The sequence below is a fragment of the Nitrospira sp. genome, from assembly GCA_037045225.1.
Classification (GTDB): domain Bacteria; phylum Nitrospirota; class Nitrospiria; order Nitrospirales; family Nitrospiraceae; genus Nitrospira_A.
Genome location: JBAOHZ010000009.1, coordinates 1,674,707 through 1,693,619, shown reverse-complemented (window position 1 = coordinate 1,693,619; position 18,913 = coordinate 1,674,707). Strand labels below are relative to the sequence as shown.

Here is an 18,913-nt window from a genome sequence, read left to right as displayed (position 1 = left end):
CGGCATTCCTTTCGGAATGCCGCCTTTTTCATTTATGGCACCAAGGGAAGAAAGATACCTAGGCCTTGAAGGGAACTATTCCTGTAGCAGCCGTTGTTGCAACGCGGCCAGGCGATTGAGCGCATCAAGGGGAGTCATGGAGAAGAGATCCATCTGGCGAACCTCCTCTAGCAAAGGATGAGGCGCGGGGAGAGTGGCGTCAAATTGAAGTGACTGTTGGCTCTCCAGTACTGGCCGCCCGGATGGTGCCGAGGACTCTAGTTGAGCGAGCACGGCCTTGGCCCGGTGTATCACCAGGTCGGGAAGACCTGCCAGTTGGGCAACATGGATTCCATAACTGCGATCGGCGCCTCCACGGATAATCTTCCGCAGAAACAGCACCTTTCCATCACGTTCCTGCACGGCAACGCAGTAGTTTGTAATTCCTTCCCGTAGACTCTCCAATTGCGTCATTTCATGGTAGTGGGTCGCGAAAAGGGTGCGTGCGCCGAGACGCTGAGGGTCTTGGATATATTCTGCGATGGCCCAGGCAATGCTTAGGCCGTCGTAGGTGCTCGTGCCGCGACCGATTTCATCGAGGAGGATTAAGCTGCGAGATGTGGCGCAGTTGAGAATATGTGCCGACTCGGTCATCTCAACCATAAAGGTGCTCTGGCCACCTGCGAGATTATCGGAGGCGCCGACTCTGGTGAAAATGCGATCCGCCAGTCCGATCCTGGCTTCCGTGGCAGGGACAAAACTCCCCATCTGCGCCATCAATGTGATCAGGGCGACCTGTCGGAGGTACGTGCTCTTCCCGGCCATGTTGGGGCCGGTCAGAATATGCAACCGGCTGGTAGCCAGGTCCAGATGGGTATCGTTCGGGATGAATCCGCCAGAGAGGTCAAGGCGTTCGACGACCGGGTGCCGCCCTTGAACAATCTGAAGTCCATCCCCCTCGTCGATGGTTGGTCGCACGTAGCGATTTAGTGCGGCAGTTTCGGCCAGCGCGGCTAGTACATCCAGAATGGACAGTCGTCGGCTGATTTCCTGAAGGCGGGTCGTTTCTTCGGCTAATCGTGTCCGGAGTTGTTCAAACAGTGCTTGCTCCAAGGCCGTCAGTTTTGCGTCGGCTCCCGTGACCCGCTCTTCGAGTTCCTTTAACTCGGCGGTCATGAAGCGTTCGGCATTGACCAGGGTTTGCTTGCGGATATAGTCGGGCGGTACCTTCCCGAGATTTGCCTTCGTGAGTTCAATATAGTATCCGAAGACTTGGTTATATCTGATTTTCAGCGACTCGACGCCGGTGCGTTCGCGCTCTTTGGCTTCCAGTCCGGCAATCCAGCCTTTGCCTTCCCGGCTCGCCTTGCGAAGTTCATCCACCTCTGGGTGGTATCCGCTCTTCAAGATGCCACCGTCGCGAATCGATACGGGCGCCTCCTGCTCGATAGCTCCTTCGATTAATTCGAAGAGATCCTGGGCGTTATCCCATGAGGATGTGAGCTCGGCGAGGAGTGGCGCCTGGAGTCCTGACAATTCGGCTTGAATGGCCGGGAGCGAGGAGATGGAAATTTTCAACGCGAGAACATCTCGTGGATTGGCAACTCCGAGGGACATACGGCTGCAGAGACGGGAGATGTCCTGGACGGTTCGCAACGCCGTTCGGAGGCGAACTCGCGCGTCGATCAGTTGTTTCAGTTCATCGACTGCTGTCAGTCGGGCTTCGATCGCCGCGCTGTTGACCAATGGCCGCAGGAGCCATTCTCGGAGTAACCGGCTTCCCATCGCGGTGACGGTACGATCTAGCACGCCTAATAGGGTATAAACCGACTGGTTCGACGATTCCTCCGTACGACCCGCAGGCCTGATGAGCTCCAGATTGCGGATGGTGACGCTGTCCAAGTGCATGGCGTCATGATCCTGCCTGACTCGTGGCGGACGGATATGGTCGAGCGGGGACGACGGCTGGGTCTCTCTGACGTAACGCAACACGGCCGCTCCGGCTTGGATGCCCAGTGTGAGTCTGTGGCAGCCGAAGGCTTCCAGGGAATGAACGTGGAACTGCTCTTGTAGCGCGATACGGCCCGGCTCCAGGTCGAACCACGTCGCAGGTTGTGTGCAGCATCGGGAGCCTGTCAGGTCGGCCGTCCACTGGTGTTCGTCCGGGGAGAGATCTTCGGGAAACAGCAGTTCTTTCGGGTCGAGGCGGGCCAGCTCGTCCCGCAGGGCCGCTTCTGCTTGATTCCCGTGAAACTCACTGAGCCAATAGTCTCCAGTCGAGACTTCGAGCGTGGCGAGTCCGTAGGAGGATTCTTTGCGTCCGGCACCTGAGGCGCGAATGCGCACGGCCACCGCGGCCAGCACGTTGGATTCTGTGGAGGGGAGGAACTCACTATCGATGAGTGTGCCGGGGGTATAGAGTCGAACGACTTCTCGGCGGACGAGACCCTTGGCGAGTTTGGGGTCTTCCACTTGTTCGCAGAGTGCGACGGTGCGGCCGGCACGGAGGAGTTTCGCGATGTAGTTGGTGGCAGCGTGATAGGGGACCCCACAGAGTGGAATCGGGGTCTCGCTGGATTTATCCCGGGATGTCAGGGCGATGGAGAGAAGTTTGGACGCTTCCACCGCATCTTCCTGGAACATTTCATAGAAATCACCGACACGGAAAAAAAGGATGGCATCGCGATAGGCCTGCTTGATGTCGCGATATTGCCGCATCAATGGGGTGCCGTCGGCGTCACCCATCGGAGGGCTCCCCCTCGGCAGGAATATCCGAAAACGATCCCACACGGCGAGCGGCTTTGTCGAGGGCCTGTCGGAGGCGCTCCAGATCTACTTCAGCTTCCTGCAGCGCCTTGGTTTTTCGCCGGAGTTCGATGCGGCCGCGCACCCAGGCCGGAAATAGCAGAATTCCCGATACCAGCAGTCCGACACCGAAGGCGGCCAAAATCGGTTTATAGATCAGGATTGAGGCGGATCGAAGGCCGAAAAAGTACCGTAGAGTGACTTCCTGCTCCTGGTTCTGCAAGAAAAACGATAATGTGAGCAGCAGTAGCGTTCCTACCAATATCAGTCGGATCAATGCGAGGCCCTCCTTGGCCGGCTCAATTGTACACGTGTTTGCTGAGCCGCTCTAGTGGGGCGATTTGTGGAGAGCTTGGAGCGAAGGGCGTCCAGTAGGTGCCGTGCAACAGGGCCTCTGGCTGTGAGAATTGCACGGCGGGTCGCCGGAGGATGGTGCGACAAGTGGATATCGAGTCGGTCGGTCGGAAGATCGGCGCCCCATCGGTCGGCCCACTCGATCGCCATGACGGTATGGCCGTTGAGGTAGTCGTTGAGGCCGGTGTTTTCGAGCTGGCCGGCGGTCAGGCGATAGAGGTCAGTGTGGACCAGTGGGAGGCGTCCCTGGTATTCGTGGATTAGGGTAAATGTGGGGCTACTCACGTCCGTCGGTTCGGCAAGCAGCCCGGCTGCGATACCTTTCACCAGTGAGGTTTTACCCGTTCCCAATTCGCCGAATAGGGCCAGCACTTCGCCGCCCTGAAGAAGTGTGCCCACGCAGCGTCCCAGGCGGTGGGTGTGTTTCGGCGAGCGAAGCACAACGCGCCACGGTTTGCCGATAGGGGGAAGCCCCGCGGGTGTGTGTCTGGCAGGTGCCGCAGGTGATGGCACCGGCTTAGGTGTGTGTGGTCGGCGAGATGGCATGGGGGATGTGCCGAATGAGATCACTCGCAATCATGCCGGCTTGGCCGAGATGCTGTGCGGCCAAATCTCCGGCTAGGCCATGAAAGTATGTCGCCGCGCAGGCGGCGTCCCAAGGGGCCAAGCCTTGAGCAAGGAGCCCGCCGACCATGCCAGTCAAGACATCCCCGGTACCGGCTGTGGCCATTCCGGGGTTGCCGGTCGGGCAGATGGCTGCCAGACCGTCTGGGCGTGCAATCACCGTACAGGCGCCTTTGAGAATGACAAAGACACCGCGCTCTCGCGCAAATCTGGTGGCTGTGCCAAGACGGTCGTCATTGACTGATTGGGTGGTGGCCTCCGTTTCCAGCCTGGCCATCTCGCCAGGGTGCGGGGTGATAATCGGCGGTCGCTTGCACTCGGTCAGTAACGAGGACTTCCCTGCCAATGCATTCAACGCATCGGCGTCCAGTACGCAAGGCTTGTCGATTCGTTTCACGAGTTCCTGTACCAGGTCGACGGTCTCGGGATGGGTGGTCAGGCCCGGCCCGATCGCGATAGCATCCCGGGCGCCGGCGAACGCGAGCAAGCGATCCAATCCGGATCGCGCGAAGGTTCGAGCTTTAGTCTCCGGCATCGGCAGGGTCATCACTTCCAGGAGTTTTGCTTCCAGAATATCATTGGCGCTCGAGGGGATGGCGGCTGTCACCAAGCCGGTTCCGATGCGCAGGGCTGAGAGCGCGGCCATTGCCGCGGCGCCTGTCTTGCCGACCGATCCGGCGATGACGCCGAGATGGCCGTACGTGCCTTTGTGCGAGGAGGGCCGTCGCGAAGGGAGTGCCGCGCGCGCGTCCGTATCGGTCAGCAGCATCAGCCGGCTTCCGACAGATTCGACAAAGGAGGCGGGGATTCCAATATCCACGAGCCGAACCGTTCCGGCGCAATCGATGCCGGCTCCACCGTAGAGCCCCGTTTTCGGCAATCCGAAGGTCACCGTGAGATCCGCGCGCACGGTGGCTCCCAACACCGCTCCTGTGTCGGCGTGCAAGCCCGATGGAAGATCGACGGCCACGGTCGGGCGGCCGGCGGCGTTTATCGCTTCGATCGCATCACGATAGAGGCCGGTGACGGAGGTGGAGAGGCCGGTGCCGAGAATGGCATCGAGAAGAATGTCGCCGGTCGCCAACCGCTCCTGTATCGACTCGGCGCTGGTTGGGCATGTGACGGCCGATTTCCCTGCCGATCGGAGAAATCGTTGGTACATCGTCTTTGCATCGCGACTGAGGTCATCGGGGGATGTGAGCAGCAGGATGTGGACCCTGGCCTGCTTCCGTCGTAACAGCCGGCCGACGACAAAACCGTCTCCCCCATTGTTTCCCTTGCCGCAGAGGATGATGACCGATTTCCCGGCGAGGGGTGCGTACCGGGCTTCAAGCTGGGTGACGACCCCTGCTCCGGCTCGCTCCATCAACATCAGGGATGGTACCAAGGCCTCGGTGATAGTCCGTTGATCCAAGGCCCGCATTTGCTCGGCGGTCACGATCGGTATCATGGTGTGCTGTGACTCCCGGTCGGTTTCTCGCGGCGAGGCTGGCCAATCCGTGCCGTGAGGGGGCGGACTAGGCGACCAATTCCTTCATTTCGCGCACAGCTTGGACCAATCCGACCATGACGGATCGGGCAATGATGCTGTGACCGATGTTGAATTCCACAATCTCGGGCAATTTGGCGAGTCGTTTCACATTTTTATAGGTCAAGCCATGCCCGGCGTTGACGCCGAGGCCGAGTTTGTACGCCAGTTTAGCTGCCTGGGTGATGGCCTCGAATTCTTCATCTTCTTCCTTCGACCGTTTGGCGTTGGAGTACCGGCCGGTGTGCAACTCGACATACGCGGCACCGATTTTGTGCGCCGCCTTGATTTGATCGAGACTCGGCTCGATAAACAGGCTTGTGGGGATGCCTCCGTCGCGGAGGAGGTCGACGATCTTTTGAATCCGATCACGATGGTTGGCGACATCGAGACCGCCTTCTGTGGTCAGCTCTTGCCGGCGTTCCGGGACCAGTGTCACGAGATCCGGTTTCACGCTCAGCGCAATCTTAGCCATGTCGTCGTCGGCCGCCATTTCCAGATCCAGTTTCGTGCGAACGATTTCCCGCAGCATGGTGAGATCTCGATCCTGAATATGCCGGCGGTCTTCACGCAGATGCACAACCAAGCCATCGGCACCGGCCAGCTCCACGAGAATCGCGGCCGTCAAGGGGTCTGGATCGGTCCCTCCGCGCGCCTGCCGGAGGGTCGCCACATGATCGATATTCACACCCAGTCGAGCCATTACGCCTCCGCAATTTCCCTGAACGTCGCAGCAGAAAGATTTCGGAACTGGTCGAAATTCATAGACAATTCTCTTGTTACTGAGGCATTATTAACAGAAGATGGCACGGGGGAGCAAGGAGGCAGATCGTGGCAGGCCTTACTGTGCCCAAGGTGAGCGCTCGTTCTCAAACCCTGACAATCCTGGCGAAATTGACTCATTTTGAGGCCTCCATTAAAATACGCCCCTTTCAGAGGCATGGCGACTGAATCTGTTCGGCAGAGGACCCGCCTGTAGGAGTCTGACAAATCCATGGCGATCGGCGACGGCTTTTACCGCATTAAACGACTTCCCCCCTACGTATTTGCGCAAGTACAAACCCTGAAGCTTGAAGCGCGTCAGCGGGGCGAGGACATCATCGACTTCGGCATGGGCAATCCGGATCAGCCCACGCCTCCTCACATCGTCGACAAATTGATCGAAGCGTCGAAGAAGGCCAAAAACCATCGTTATTCAGCCTCGCGCGGGATCACGAAGCTACGCCATGCAATTACCGGTTGGTATAAGCGCAATTACGATGTGGATCTGGACCCTGAGACCGAAGCGATCGTGACGATTGGCTCCAAGGAAGGCATCGCGCACTTGGCGCTGGCCACGATCGGGCCAGGTGATGTGGTGCTGACGCCCACGCCCACCTATCCCATCCACATGTACAGTTTTATTATTGCTGGCGGGGAAGTGCGTGGAATTGAACTGCGCCAGGACAGCGATTTTTTCGATGATCTGTTGCACGTCTATCGTCAAACGTTGCCGCGCCCGCGTATTCTCGTGATCAATTTCCCGCACAACCCGACGACCGCTGTGGTCGATCTTGAGTTTTTTAAGAAGATCGTCGCGTTTGCCAAGGAACACGATGTGATCGTGATTCACGACCTGGCCTATGCCGATATCGCGTTCGACGGCTATAAGGCGCCGAGTTTTCTCCAAGTGCCGGAAGCGAAAGATGTGGGCGTGGAGTTTTATACGCTGTCGAAGGCCTACAACATGCCCGGCTGGAGAGTCGGATTCTGCGTCGGCAACCGTGAAGTGGTCGGTGCGCTCGCCAAGCTGAAGAGTTATCTCGACTATGGAATTTTTCAACCGATTCAGATTGCCAGTACCGTGGCGTTGAATGGCCCACAGGACTGCGTCAAGGACGTGGTACAGCGGTATCAAAACCGGCGCAATGTGCTGGTGAACGGACTGAATCGTATCGGCTGGCAGGTGGCACTACCCCGCGCGACCATGTTCGTCTGGGCGCGTATTCCGGACTCGTTCCGGCATATGGGCTCGCTGGAGTTTTCGAAGCTGCTTCTGCGTGAGGCCAAGGTGGCTGTGTCGCCCGGAATCGGTTTCGGAGAGGGTGGCGATGAGTTTGTGCGATTTGCACTGGTGGAAAATGAACATCGCACGCGGCAGGCGTTGCGCGGGATCCGCAAAGTGTTGAATTTGGATGATCAGGAATCATGAAGCGTGAGATCGGTGTCGGATTAATCGGATTTGGAACGGTCGGCACCGGTGTGGCTCGGGTGCTGATCGAGAATGCTGAACTGATTCGTCGGCGGGTGGGTGTGCCCGTCAACCTGGTTCGCATTGCGGACCTGGACATCACACGCGACCGCGGTATTGCGATTCCGGCAGGTGTGCTCACGACGGATATTCAGCAAGTCCTCACGGATCCACGGGTGGATATCGTCATCGAGTTGATCGGCGGCTATGATTTCGCCAAGCGTGTGATTCTGGATGCCATTCAGCGTGGCAAACATGTAGTCACGGCCAACAAAGCCTTGCTGGCCGTGCATGGTGAGGAGATCTTTGCCGCGGCTTCCCGCCAAGGGGTCGACCTCGGGTTCGAGGCCAGCGTGGGCGGCGGGATTCCGGTCATTCGTGCGCTGATGGAAGGATTGGCCGCGAACAATATCCAGTCCATCTACGGCATCATCAATGGTACCTCGAATTACATTCTCAGCCGGATGACCAGCGAGGGGCAGCGGTTCGACGAGGTGTTGGAAGAGGCCAAACGTGCCGGTTATGCCGAGGCCGATCCCACGTTTGATGTGGCGGGTATCGACTCGGCGCATAAACTGACGATCATGGTCAGTTTGGCCTACGGCACCCCTGTCAATTTCAAAGACATCTACACCGAAGGGATCACCGGGCTCACACCGCTCGATATTGCCTATGCGAAGGAGTTCGGGTTTACCATCAAGCTGTTGGCGATCGCCAAATTTTCAGATGGTGAAATCGAGGCGCGTGTGCATCCGACGATGGTGCCCTCGGCGTCCCAAATTGCCAAGGTCGACGGTGTCTACAATGCGATACAGCTGGTGGGCGATGCCGTCGAAGATGTGGTGCTCTATGGCCGGGGCGCCGGGTCGATGCCGACGGGAAGTGCCGTCGTGAGTGATGTCATGGCGATCGCGCGAAATTTGCTCAAGGAGGCTGCCGGTCGTGTCCCGCCTGCATCCTACCAGCCCGATCAGCGTCGGCCATTACGCATGCGGCCGATGGAGGAAATTGTCTCGCTCTACTATATTCGTTTTATGGTGCTGGACCGGCCGGGCGTCTTGTCGCAGATTGCCGGGGTGTTGGGTCGGTATGGGATCAGCATTTCGTCGGTATTGCAGCAGGGACGCAAAGAGGGGCAGACGGTGCCGGTGGTGATCATGACGCATATGGCTAAGGAGCGGGACATTCAGTGCGCGTTGCGTGAAATCAACCCCATGCCCTACATTTCAGAGCCCACCACGCTGATTAGGGTTGAAGGGCGGGATGAATGAATGGGACTGTTCGGGCGTGCTGAGAGGATGGTTGAGTAGATTCTTATGACTCGTTGGCGTGGCATTATCGAAGAATACCGAAAATTCCTGCCGGTCACAGCGAACACGCCTGTGGTCACGCTCGGCGAGGGTAATACGCCCTTGATTCGTGCCGCGCGACTCGCGAAGAAAATCGCTCCGGGGATCGATCTCTACCTGAAATACGAGGGGATGAACCCCACCGGATCCTTCAAGGATCGTGGTATGACCATGGCGATTTCCAAGGCGGTCGAGGGGGGTGCCCGGGCGGTCATTTGCGCGTCTACCGGAAATACGTCCGCTTCAGCAGCGGCGTACGGTGCACGGGCGGGCATTGCCGTGTATGTGCTGATTCCGGCTGGAAAGATTGCATTGGGGAAATTGTCGCAGGCCATGATGCACCAGGCCACTGTCATTCAAGTCGAGGGTAATTTTGACCAAGCCTTGGCCATCGTCAAAGAGTTGTCGGCAACCTATCCCGTTGAGCTGGTGAATTCCCTCAACCCTTTCCGGATCGAGGGGCAGAAAACGGCGGCGATGGAGATTTGTGACGATCTCGGCGATGCCCCAGCTATGCATGTACTTCCTGTAGGGAATGCAGGTAATATCACCGCCTATTGGAATGGTTATCGTGAGTATCGTGCCGCCAATCAAACAACACGATTGCCTCGTATGATGGGATTTCAGGCCGCCGGTGCGGCGCCGATTGTGTTGGGACATATCGTGCAAGAGCCACAGACGGTGGCCACGGCGATCAGAATCGGCAATCCGGCCAGTTGGCAATCGGCCCTCACGGCGGTCAACGAGTCATCAGGTGCTATCGATATGGTCACCGACGAGGAAATTCTTCATGCGTACGCGATGGTGGCCAGGGAGGAAGGGGTGTTTTGCGAACCTGCATCCGCTACCTCTGTTGCCGGTGTGATTAAGTTAAGTCAAGCCGGACAATTACGCGAAGGCGCCATGGTTGTGTGTACGTTGACCGGGCATGGTTTGAAAGATGCCGATACGGCGATTGGTATCTCACGTCAGCCTCAAACAGTAAAAGCCACCCGAGACGATGTGGCCCGCCTCCTTCATGTCTGATTACCTCAGGAACATTGCATGAAATATTTGATCCTGCATGCCGACGGGATGGCCGATCTTCCGTGTCCGGAGCTCGGTGGGAAAACCCCGCTTCAGGCGGCCGCAACTCCGAACCTTGACCAGATTGCCCAGCGTGGCGAAGTGGGGCTCTTGAGCCTTCCCTCGGAAGCCGGAGCCGCCGGAAGTGATGTCACCAGTGTAGCCGTGTTGGGCTACGATCCCAAAAAATATTATCCGGGCCCCGGCCCGCTGGAGGCGGCCGGCCTCGGCGTCACGGTGGGCGAGCAGGACGTGGTCTTCCGATGCACCATGGTAACGGTACGAGGAGAGGCAGCCTCCGGCAGTAAAGATCGGGCAACCGACATTAAGAAGCTCGGGCCGCATGTTCTGATGGAGGACGCGACCGCCGGTCTCATCGACACGGAGCAGGCTCGTGAGCTGGTCGAAGCGGTGAACGAACAGCTAGGCTCGGAGTCGATTCAGTTTTATCCCGGTTCCGGGCATCGGCATCTCATGGTTTGGGTTGGCGGAAAATCCCGCGCGACCTGTCTCGATCCGCAACCGTTGGTCGGCCGGTCGATTGCCGATGCGTTGCCGAGTGGTGATGGCGCCGACGTGCTGCGCAAGATCATGGATGCGGCGTTTTTTGTCCTGCGCGACCATCCGCTGAATGAGGAGCGTGAGCAGGAGGGGGGCAAACCCGCCAATTGCCTGTGGTTATGGGGCCAGGGCCGCGCCGCCGTGTGGCCACCTCTGCCGGAGCGATATCAGATTGCCGGTGTGGTGGTGTCATCCAGCGATGTGCACCGTGGTGTTGGCGTGTGCGCCGGGTTGGATGCGGCCGATGTCCCGCTTGCCGACGGCAGTGAAGCGAATGAGTTCACGGGTTGCGTCCAGACGGCCGTGCAGGAGCTGGCGAAGAAAGACTTTGTCTATCTCCATGCCGGGCTCTCCGACGACGTGCTTCACGCAACCGATGTGCAGGATAAGGTGCGGGCTATCGAGCGGTTCGACGCCCAGGTCGTGGGGCCCGTTCTCGCGGCACTGGCGACGTATCCTGCCTATCGATTGCTCGTCGTGTGTGATCCTGGTCTTGCGAAGGGCCATGGGGCCGAGGTTCCGCCGATCTTGTATGCCCTCTGTGATAGTGCCGCCAAGCCGTCGGGCGGAGTCACCAGTCGGTTTCACGAGCAGGATGCGAACATTGCCGGGACCGCACCGCGTGATGCGACGAAATTGATGCTGCGATTATTTCCGCGCGGAGTCTAGAGCGGTGGCACTGATTGTTCACAAATACGGTGGAACATCCGTCGGTACGGTCGAACGGATTCATCGCGTCGCCGAACGTGTTGAACGTGCTCAGAAAGACGGACACCAGATCGTGGTGGTGTTGTCGGCCATGAGCGGAGACACGGATCGGCTGCTGAAGTTGGCACATGAGGTTACCGACGCGCCGGACGAACGGGAATTGGACATGCTGCTCTCGACGGGGGAGCGGGTGACGATTGCGCTGCTGGCTATGGAGCTTCGTGGGCGAGGGGTGAATGCTCGGTCGTTCACGGGTCGGCAGGTCGGTATTCACACCGACAGCGCGCACACCAAAGCCAGAATTTCCCGTGTCACGGCCGATCGGATCAAGGAAGCGTTGTCTGCCGGCGTGATTCCCGTTGTGGCGGGGTTTCAGGGCATCAATGCCAGTTCGGATGTCACGACGCTGGGGCGAGGGGGTTCCGATCTGACAGCTGTTGCGCTGGCGGCAGCCCTCAAGGCCGACCGCTGCATTATCTATACGGATGTAGACGGCGTCTACACCGCCGACCCGAATATCGTGCCGGCTGCGCGACGTCTGGAGAAGATCTCCTACGAAGAGATGTTGGAAATGGCAAGCCTCGGCGCCAAGGTGCTGCAGAGTCGCTCCGTCGAGTTTGCCGCGAAATACTCGGTGCCGGTGGAGGTCAATTCGAGTTTCAAAGAAGGAAAGGGAACGCTCGTGACACGTGAAGATGCCGATATGGAAGGGGTTCTGGTATCGGGCGTGACGGGGGACCGCAATCAGGCCAAGATTACGATTGTCGGTGTGCCGGATCGACCGGGGATTGCCGCGCGCGTGTTCGGGGCCGTGGCCAATGCCAACATCGTGGTGGATATGATCATCCAGAACGTCAGCCAGGCCTCGACAACCGATATTTCGTTCACGGTTCCCAAGGCAGATTTACGCAACGCCGTGGATCTCGTCCAGCGTTTGTCCGAAGAGATCGGGGCCCGGTCGGTGGCTGTGACCGAATCCATCGCCAAGGTGTCGCTCATCGGGGTGGGCATGCGGTCGCATTCCGGAGTGGCGGCCAAGATGTTCGAGGTGCTCTCTCGCGAAGGTGTGAACATCATGATGATCAGCACATCGGAAATTAAGATCTCCTGCGTCATCGAGGAAAAGTATTTGGAATTGGCCATGCGCACGCTTCACACGGCATTCGGCCTGGACCGGGTGTCGGCGCCAGCGCTGGGCTAGTCTGCGAAAGCCGATATCGGCCGGTGTGCCGTCTCCTCGACAGGTCCGTCATGACCCTGTTAGTCTCACATCTATGAAACGTCGCAATACAGCGCCGCGGCGCTCTCGCGGTTCGGAACCTGTTTCGGTGCCGGCTCTCACGGCGGCGCAGGCGTCTGCGCTTGAAATCTACGATACCACCTTGCGGGACGGGGCTCAGGCGGAGGATGTCAGTTTCTCCGTGGAGGATAAGCTTCGTGTTGCGCAGCAGCTGGATGAACTCGGTGTGCACTTCATTGAGGGCGGCTGGCCCGGCGCGAATCCCAAGGACATCGAATTCTTTCGCATGGTCAAGACCATACCCTTTAAAAACGCGACTATCGTGGCGTTCGGGTCGACGCGCAAAGCCAGCAACTCGGTACGAAAAGATAAGAATCTCCAAGAACTGCTCGCGTCCGGAACTCAGACCATTACACTCTTCGGCAAGAGTTGGTCGTTCCAGGTGACGGATGCATTGGGTATTGCGCTCGCCAAGAATCTGGAGTTGATCGAAGACTCGATTCATTATCTCCGGTCCAAGGATCGTCGGGTGTTTTACGATGCCGAGCATTTTTTCGATGGGTACAAGGCCAATCCTGACTATGCGTTGCAGACGATTCGCCGAGCGATTGCCGGGGGCGCCGAGCGGGTCATTCTCTGCGATACCAACGGCGGGACCATGCCGTGGGAAATCCGGGAAATTTGCCGCATTGTGAAACAGGAATGCCCCGTGCCGTTGGGGATTCATGCGCACAACGACAGCGAAATGGCGGTGGCGAACTCGCTCGTCGCCGTGGAGTCCGGAATTCTGCAGGTGCAGGGCACGATCAATGGCATCGGTGAGCGATGCGGCAATGCCAATCTCTGCTCCATCATTCCAAATCTCCAGTTGAAAATGCAGCGGCCTGCGATTGGGGCTAAACTGACACGCTTGCGAGATGTGTCGGGCTTCGTGACCGAGATCGCCAACCTGATGCCCAACAAGCGGCAACCCTATGTCGGGGATGCGGCCTTTGCGCACAAGGGCGGCGTGCATATTCATGCGGTGCTCAAGAATGCGGCGACCTACGAACACATCGATCCCGCCGAGGTCGGAAACCGTCGTCGGATCTTAGTGTCGGATTATGCGGGGCGCAGCGGACTCCTGGAAAAGGTTGAGGCCTACGGCATTTCGCTGAACAAAAATCACGCGAAGGTGCAGGAATTGGTCGAGACACTCAAGGAACGCGAAAGCCAGGGATATCAATTCGAAGGCGCCGAGGGATCGTTTGAGCTGTTGATGCGTAAAGCGATGGGCAGCCACCGTCCCTCTTTTCAGCTGCTGGGGTTCCGAGTGATCGTCGAAAAGAAGCAAGAGCATAGCTTGCTGCTGTCTGAGGCGACCGTGATGGTGAAGGTCGGCGAGGTGATTGAACACACGGCCGCCGTCGGTGCCGGCCCGGTCAATGCCCTCGACCACGCGCTCCGCAAAGCGTTGGAAAAGTTCTATCCGCAACTTCGGGAAGTGAAACTCCTCGACTATAAAGTGCGTGTGCTTTCCGCTGATAAGGGGACGGAGTCAAAGGTGCGCGTGTTGATTGAGTCGGGAGATCACAAGGAGAAGTGGGGCACCGTCGGGGTGTCGGAAAACATCATGGAAGCGAGTTGGCAGGCGTTGGCGGATAGCATTGAGTATAAATTGCTGCTGGCGGATCGTTAGGCGATTTTCTCCCCCGTTTGGTTCACATAATCCTTGACAGGGCAGGTAACCTCACGTAACTTATGGGGAAATTCTTTGTCTTGGACGCTCGACACCAAGAAGCACTTCCTAAGGAACGACTCTAGTGGATGGCGGGGGGAAAGGCATGAGGAAGGCGGATATCGCGAACGAAATCTTCAAGCAGGTGGGAGTGTCCAAGAACGATGCAGCCGATATCGTTGAACTCGTGCTCAATCTGCTGAAGGGAGTGCTGCAAAAAGGTGACGCAGTCAAGATTGCAGGATTCGGGAATTTTGTAGTACGGAGCAAAGGGGCACGTAAGGGGCGGAACCCGCGAACCGGCGAAGAAATCGGGATCACTCCCCGTCGCGTGGTGACCTTTCGTCCCAGTCAGGTGTTTAAAAAGTACGTCAATTCCTAGTCGCTACCTTGCCACGAGCACACGCAGCATGAGGACCGGTCATGGGGAATGAGCCCAGGCTGGGAAGTAAAGTTTTCTACAAAATCGGCGAAGTCAGCAAGATATCGAAACTGCCGGCTTACGTCCTTCGGTTTTGGGAGTCGGAATTTAGCTTCCTTCGGCCGAAGAAGAGCCGTGGCAACCAGCGTCTGTATGTGCAGAAAGATGTGGATACGGTACTGGAGATCAAGCGGATGCTCTATGACGAGGGGCATACGCTAGCCGGCGTCAAGCGCTACTGGGCTCGTCGAGGACGAGTCACCGTGAAGAAGCAGGGCTCGCGGAAAGAACTGGCGCAACGTGTCAGGGGCGATCTCCAGGCGATTATCAGAATGATCGATTCTCATTCGTCCTGAACGGTTCCTTGTGATGCGGGCGGCTGCGTCCAGTCGTGTGGGTACATCGATGTCGTGTGTGTCGGGGCGTAGCGCAGCCCGGTAGCGCACTCGCTTGGGGTGCGAGGGGTCGTGGGTTCAAATCCCGCCGCCCCGACCATCGACACGATGTTCTCTATGACTGTCAGTGTCCCGAGGGACGTTGATCATTGCGGACGATCCGGTGAGCTTGTTCGAGTGTTTTCCCGCCTCTTTCGTCCCCACTCTTGATCCAGCGGTTTCGGTGCTCCATTTTCACGATGTGTGCGAATCATGAAGGAGCGGTTGTGGCGCGTGTACGGATTCTTGTGACCAATGACGATGGGATTGCGTCCCCCGGGATTCACACAGTTGCGGCGGCATTGGGTGCATTGGGAGAGGTATGGATTGTCGCACCCGATCGGGAGCGCACGGCCGTCGGGCATGCGGTCACGTTGCATAAGCCCCTTCGTATTACCAAGATGGCGCCGCGTGTATTTATGGTGAATGGGACGCCGGTGGACTGTGTCAATTTGGCTCTGGTGAAGGTCTTGCCCGAGCGGCCGTCGTTGATCGTATCGGGGATTAACCGAGGGGTGAATCTCGGCGATGATGTGATGTATTCCGGTACCGTGTCCGGTGCGCTAGAGGGAACAATCCTGGGCATCCCTTCGATTGCCGTGTCTCAGGAAGGTGACGAGACGTTTCGGTTCGAGGTCGGAGCGCAGTATGCAGCCCGAGTGGCTGCCGAGGTGTTGCGGCATGGATTGCCGCCCGAAACGATCTTGAACGTGAACATTCCGAATGTTCCGGGACGGTCTATCAAAGGCGTGAAAATTACCTGCTTGAGTCGGCGTCGTTTCAATAACCCCATCGTTGAAAAAGTCGATCCGCGGGGTCGTAAGTATTATTGGATTGCCGGCACGCGTCAGTCGTGGAGTCGCGAGAAGGATGCCGACCATGAAGCGCTGGAGCAGCGTATGGTGTCGGTGACCCCGCTTCATCTCGACACGACCCACCATGAGGTGTTGGAACAGTTCAAGGCATGGGAGCATCCGCTCTCGCGACCATCCGCGCGTCCGAAAGTGGTGAAACCGCATGTTCGAAAGAGGGGCCAGGCGTGACCGGACTGATCGAGTGGTTGATAGAAGTGCTCGGCCGATTCGTCATCTCCACGATTTCGACGTTCGGCTACACGGGCATCATCATCACAATGGCGATCGAAAGCGCCTGTATCCCGCTCCCGAGTGAAATCATCATGCCGTTTTCCGGCTACCTGGTTTCCACCGGCCAATTCTCGATGATCGGCGTAACCCTCGCCGGCGCAATCGGTAACGTGCTGGGATCGTTGGTGGCCTACTACGTGGGCGTGTGGGGAGGGCGGCCGTTTGTCGCGCGGTATGGCCGGTACTTCCTGGTCTCCCAGCATGATGTGGAGTTGGCCGACCGGTGGTTTGCGAAACATGGAGAGGCGGCGGTGTTGATCGGTCGTCTCCTGCCTGTCGTTCGAACGTTCATCTCGCTCCCGGCGGGGATTGCGCGCATGGACGTCAAGAAGTTCGTGCTCTATTCATTTGTCGGAGCCCTTCCCTTTTGTTATGCGTTGGCCTATGTGGGTTTGAAGATGGGGGAGCACTGGAATGAATTGCGTCAGTATTTCCATCATGCCGATCTGGTGATCGGATTGGCACTTGCCGTGGGCCTCGGATATTTTCTCTGGTCTCATTGGCCGAAGCGTCGTCCGTCTATGGAGTAATTGCGCGTCATGTTGCGTGTCTACAATACCCTGACCGGAAGCAAAGAGCCGTTCGAATCATTGGTGCCTGGAAAGGTCCGCATGTATGTGTGCGGCGTGACGGTCTACGACTATTGTCATATCGGACATGCTCGGAGTGCGCTGGTGTTCGACGTGTTGCGTCGGTATCTGGAATATTCAGGTTTCGTCGTCGAGTTTGCCAAGAACTTCACCGATGTCGATGACAAGATCATAAAACGGGCGAATGAACAGGGCGTGAGCTGCGAGCAGGTCACCACCACCTATATCAACGCCTATTACGAGGATATGGAGAAGCTCGGTGTGCGCCGCGCGACGCTCGAACCGAGGGCGACGGAACATATCGCGGACATTGTGCGGCTTGTCGACACGTTGCTCACCAAGGGGATGGCGTATCGTGTCGACGGGGATGTCTATTTCCAGGTCGATCGGTATCCAGCGTATGGTCGGCTTTCGAAGCGGAACCTTGATGATTTACAGGCGGGAGCGCGGGTGGATGTCGATGAGCGGAAACATCACCCGATGGATTTCGCCTTGTGGAAGGGCAGCAGGCCCGGTGAGCCTTCCTGGGACAGTCCTTGGGGACCGGGCCGTCCCGGCTGGCATATCGAATGTTCCGCCATGGCTATGCGGCATCTGGGTGAAACCTTCGATATCCACGGCGGCGGGATGGATTTGATTTTTCCGCACCACGAAAATGAGATCGCGCAATCCTGCGGCGCAACCGAGAAAGAGTTTGCGCGATACTGGGTGCATAACGGATTTGTTCAGATCAATCACGAAAAGATGTCCAAGTCGTTGGGAAACTTTTTCACCATTCGCGAAATCTTTCAGCAATCGGAATGGCCCGACACGGTGACCGGCGAGATGATGCGCTATTTTCTCCTTTCGACGCACTATCGAAGCCCCTTGGATTTTTCCGATCAGAGTCTCAAAGAAGCGAAAAGCGCACTCAACGGATTTTACGATCTCTTTGAACGGTTGAATGAATCCGGCCCGTCCGATGGTGCGGCTGATCAGCTACTGCAGGAGGCCACGGCACGGACGCGAACGGCATTTGTGGCGGCCATGGATGATGATCTGAATACGCCCAACGCGCTGGCAGCATTACAGACGCTACGCGGAGAGGCGAACAAGGCGCTTGAGGCCGGATTATCCGGTGCGATGCGGCGACTGGTCCGACAGGAGTTTCGCGCTTTGGGCGTCGTGCTCGGTCTTCTGCAGACCGACACCTGGCGTTTTAAGGGGCAGGGGCCACAGCGAGCATCCGGGGAAGCCGAGTCGACCGCAAAGACATTGTCTGACGAGGAAATTGCCGACAAACTGGCTGCGCGCCTGACTGCGAAAAAAACGAAAAATTACCCGCTCGCCGACCAGCTTCGAGCCGAGTTGGCCTCCCACGGTATTACGATTGAGGATCGGCCCGATGGCACCAGTCGATGGAAACGATGATTCCCAGGAGGTGATCTACGGCCTCCACGCTGTGCGTGAGGCGCTCCGCGCCGGGGTTCGCCCGCTCCAGCGTCTCCTTGTCTTGGGAACCGACCGGCAGTTCGGGGAGATCGTGCGCCTGGCCAGGGAGCAGCGCGTGCCGGTCCGTGTCGAACCGAGGGCCGCATTCGATCGGCTTGTTCCTTCGGGGCACCACCAAGGCGTGGTGGGTATGGTTGCGGCGAAGGCCTACGCGGAGCCTGATGAAATTCTTGCCTCCGCGCAAGCAGAGGGCCAGACGCCACTTCTGGTGCTGCTGGATGGTGTCGAAGACCCACACAATTTGGGGGCGATTCTGCGGACAGCCGAAGCGTCGGGCGTGCAGGGTGTCTTTATTCCGGAACGTCGTGCCGTGGGGTTGACGAGTGTGGTGGCGAAGGCTTCCGCCGGGGCAGTCGATTATATGCCCGTGGGGCGTGTGCCGAATCTCTCGCGCTTAATTGAACGTCTTCAAGCTGCGGGCGTCTGGGTCTACGCGTTGGATGCTGACGCTCCCAAGGCCTATACGGCACTGGATTTCAGGGGCCCTGTGGCGCTGGTCTTTGGCGGGGAAGGGACGGGGGTTCGCCCAGGGGTTCGCGATACCTGCGACGATCTCGCCCACATTCCCATGCTGGGAAAAGTCAGCTCACTCAATGTTTCGGCATCAGCAGCCATCGTGCTGTATGAGGCCTTGCGTCAACGTCGGGGAGGGGCGGGGAAACAGTCGTAGGA

At 58.2% G+C, this 18,913-nt stretch carries 17 protein-coding genes and 1 tRNA gene; 13 read left to right on the top strand and 5 right to left on the bottom strand.

Annotated features, from left to right (window positions below; genetic code table 11):
* Positions 1-75 precede the first annotated feature (75 nt).
* The 5 genes from mutS to V9G17_08645 all read right to left on the bottom strand — a co-directional run bounded on the left by mutS (position 76) and on the right by V9G17_08645 (position 5,993).
* A complete protein-coding gene (mutS, locus tag V9G17_08665; GenBank protein MEI2752661.1) occupies positions 76-2,724 on the bottom strand; it encodes a DNA mismatch repair protein MutS in 2,649 nt (882 codons plus the stop codon).
* Positions 2,717-3,061: a LapA family protein gene (locus V9G17_08660; protein ID MEI2752660.1), complete on the bottom strand. Its 345-nt coding sequence runs from the start codon at positions 3,059-3,061 to the stop codon at positions 2,717-2,719. Before V9G17_08660 ends, mutS begins: the two co-directional genes overlap by 8 nt.
* Positions 3,058-3,684 (bottom strand): tRNA (adenosine(37)-N6)-threonylcarbamoyltransferase complex ATPase subunit type 1 TsaE, encoded by a 627-nt coding sequence (gene tsaE / locus V9G17_08655; GenBank protein ID MEI2752659.1) that lies wholly within the window; start codon positions 3,682-3,684, stop codon positions 3,058-3,060. Before tsaE ends, V9G17_08660 begins: the two co-directional genes overlap by 4 nt.
* On the bottom strand, positions 3,656-5,212 hold the full coding sequence (locus tag V9G17_08650; GenBank protein ID MEI2752658.1) for an NAD(P)H-hydrate dehydratase: 1,557 nt from the start codon (positions 5,210-5,212) through the stop codon (positions 3,656-3,658). The genes tsaE and V9G17_08650 overlap by 29 nt, the downstream gene beginning before the upstream one ends.
* 67 nt (positions 5,213-5,279) lie before the next feature.
* On the bottom strand, positions 5,280-5,993 hold the full coding sequence (locus V9G17_08645; protein MEI2752657.1) for a pyridoxine 5'-phosphate synthase: 714 nt from the start codon (positions 5,991-5,993) through the stop codon (positions 5,280-5,282).
* Between the two features lie 291 nt (positions 5,994-6,284).
* Between V9G17_08645 and alaC the strand changes: the two genes are divergently transcribed.
* The 13 genes from alaC (at position 6,285) to rlmB (ending at position 18,911) form a co-directional block, all read left to right on the top strand.
* Positions 6,285-7,481, top strand: coding sequence for an alanine transaminase (alaC, locus tag V9G17_08640; GenBank protein MEI2752656.1), 1,197 nt, complete (start codon positions 6,285-6,287; stop codon positions 7,479-7,481).
* A complete protein-coding gene (locus V9G17_08635; protein MEI2752655.1) occupies positions 7,478-8,791 on the top strand; it encodes a homoserine dehydrogenase in 1,314 nt (437 codons plus the stop codon). Before alaC ends, V9G17_08635 begins: the two co-directional genes overlap by 4 nt.
* 45 nt (positions 8,792-8,836) lie before the next feature.
* Positions 8,837-9,895 (top strand): threonine synthase, encoded by a 1,059-nt coding sequence (thrC, locus tag V9G17_08630; GenBank protein MEI2752654.1) that lies wholly within the window; start codon positions 8,837-8,839, stop codon positions 9,893-9,895.
* 18 nt (positions 9,896-9,913) lie between these two features.
* The gene (gene apgM / locus V9G17_08625) at positions 9,914-11,164 is read left to right on the top strand and encodes a 2,3-bisphosphoglycerate-independent phosphoglycerate mutase (protein ID MEI2752653.1); all 1,251 of its coding nucleotides are present in this window, start codon (positions 9,914-9,916) and stop codon (positions 11,162-11,164) included.
* 4 nt (positions 11,165-11,168) lie between these two features.
* Entirely contained in the window at positions 11,169-12,404 is a 1,236-nt protein-coding gene (locus V9G17_08620) for an aspartate kinase (protein MEI2752652.1), read from the top strand.
* Between the two features lie 127 nt (positions 12,405-12,531).
* Positions 12,532-14,121, top strand: a complete 1,590-nt coding sequence (gene cimA, locus V9G17_08615) for a citramalate synthase (protein MEI2752651.1) — start codon at positions 12,532-12,534, stop codon at positions 14,119-14,121.
* Positions 14,122-14,266: 145 nt separating this feature from the next.
* Positions 14,267-14,542, top strand: coding sequence for an integration host factor subunit alpha (locus tag V9G17_08610; GenBank protein ID MEI2752650.1), 276 nt, complete (start codon positions 14,267-14,269; stop codon positions 14,540-14,542).
* A gap of 41 nt (positions 14,543-14,583) precedes the next feature.
* On the top strand, positions 14,584-14,937 hold the full coding sequence (locus V9G17_08605; GenBank protein MEI2752649.1) for a MerR family transcriptional regulator: 354 nt from the start codon (positions 14,584-14,586) through the stop codon (positions 14,935-14,937).
* Positions 14,938-14,999: 62 nt separating this feature from the next.
* Positions 15,000-15,076, top strand: a tRNA-Pro gene (locus V9G17_08600).
* Between the two features lie 166 nt (positions 15,077-15,242).
* Positions 15,243-16,058 carry a 5'/3'-nucleotidase SurE gene (gene surE, locus V9G17_08595; GenBank protein MEI2752648.1) on the top strand — a complete coding sequence of 272 codons (816 nt, stop codon included), beginning with the start codon at positions 15,243-15,245 and terminating at the stop codon, positions 16,056-16,058.
* Entirely contained in the window at positions 16,055-16,690 is a 636-nt protein-coding gene (locus tag V9G17_08590) for a DedA family protein (protein MEI2752647.1), read from the top strand. Before surE ends, V9G17_08590 begins: the two co-directional genes overlap by 4 nt.
* Before the next feature lie 9 nt (positions 16,691-16,699).
* Positions 16,700-18,160: a cysteine--tRNA ligase gene (gene cysS / locus V9G17_08585; GenBank protein MEI2752646.1), complete on the top strand. Its 1,461-nt coding sequence runs from the start codon at positions 16,700-16,702 to the stop codon at positions 18,158-18,160.
* Positions 18,135-18,911 (top strand): 23S rRNA (guanosine(2251)-2'-O)-methyltransferase RlmB, encoded by a 777-nt coding sequence (gene rlmB, locus V9G17_08580; GenBank protein MEI2752645.1) that lies wholly within the window; start codon positions 18,135-18,137, stop codon positions 18,909-18,911. Before cysS ends, rlmB begins: the two co-directional genes overlap by 26 nt.
* Positions 18,912-18,913: the final 2 nt, after the last annotated feature.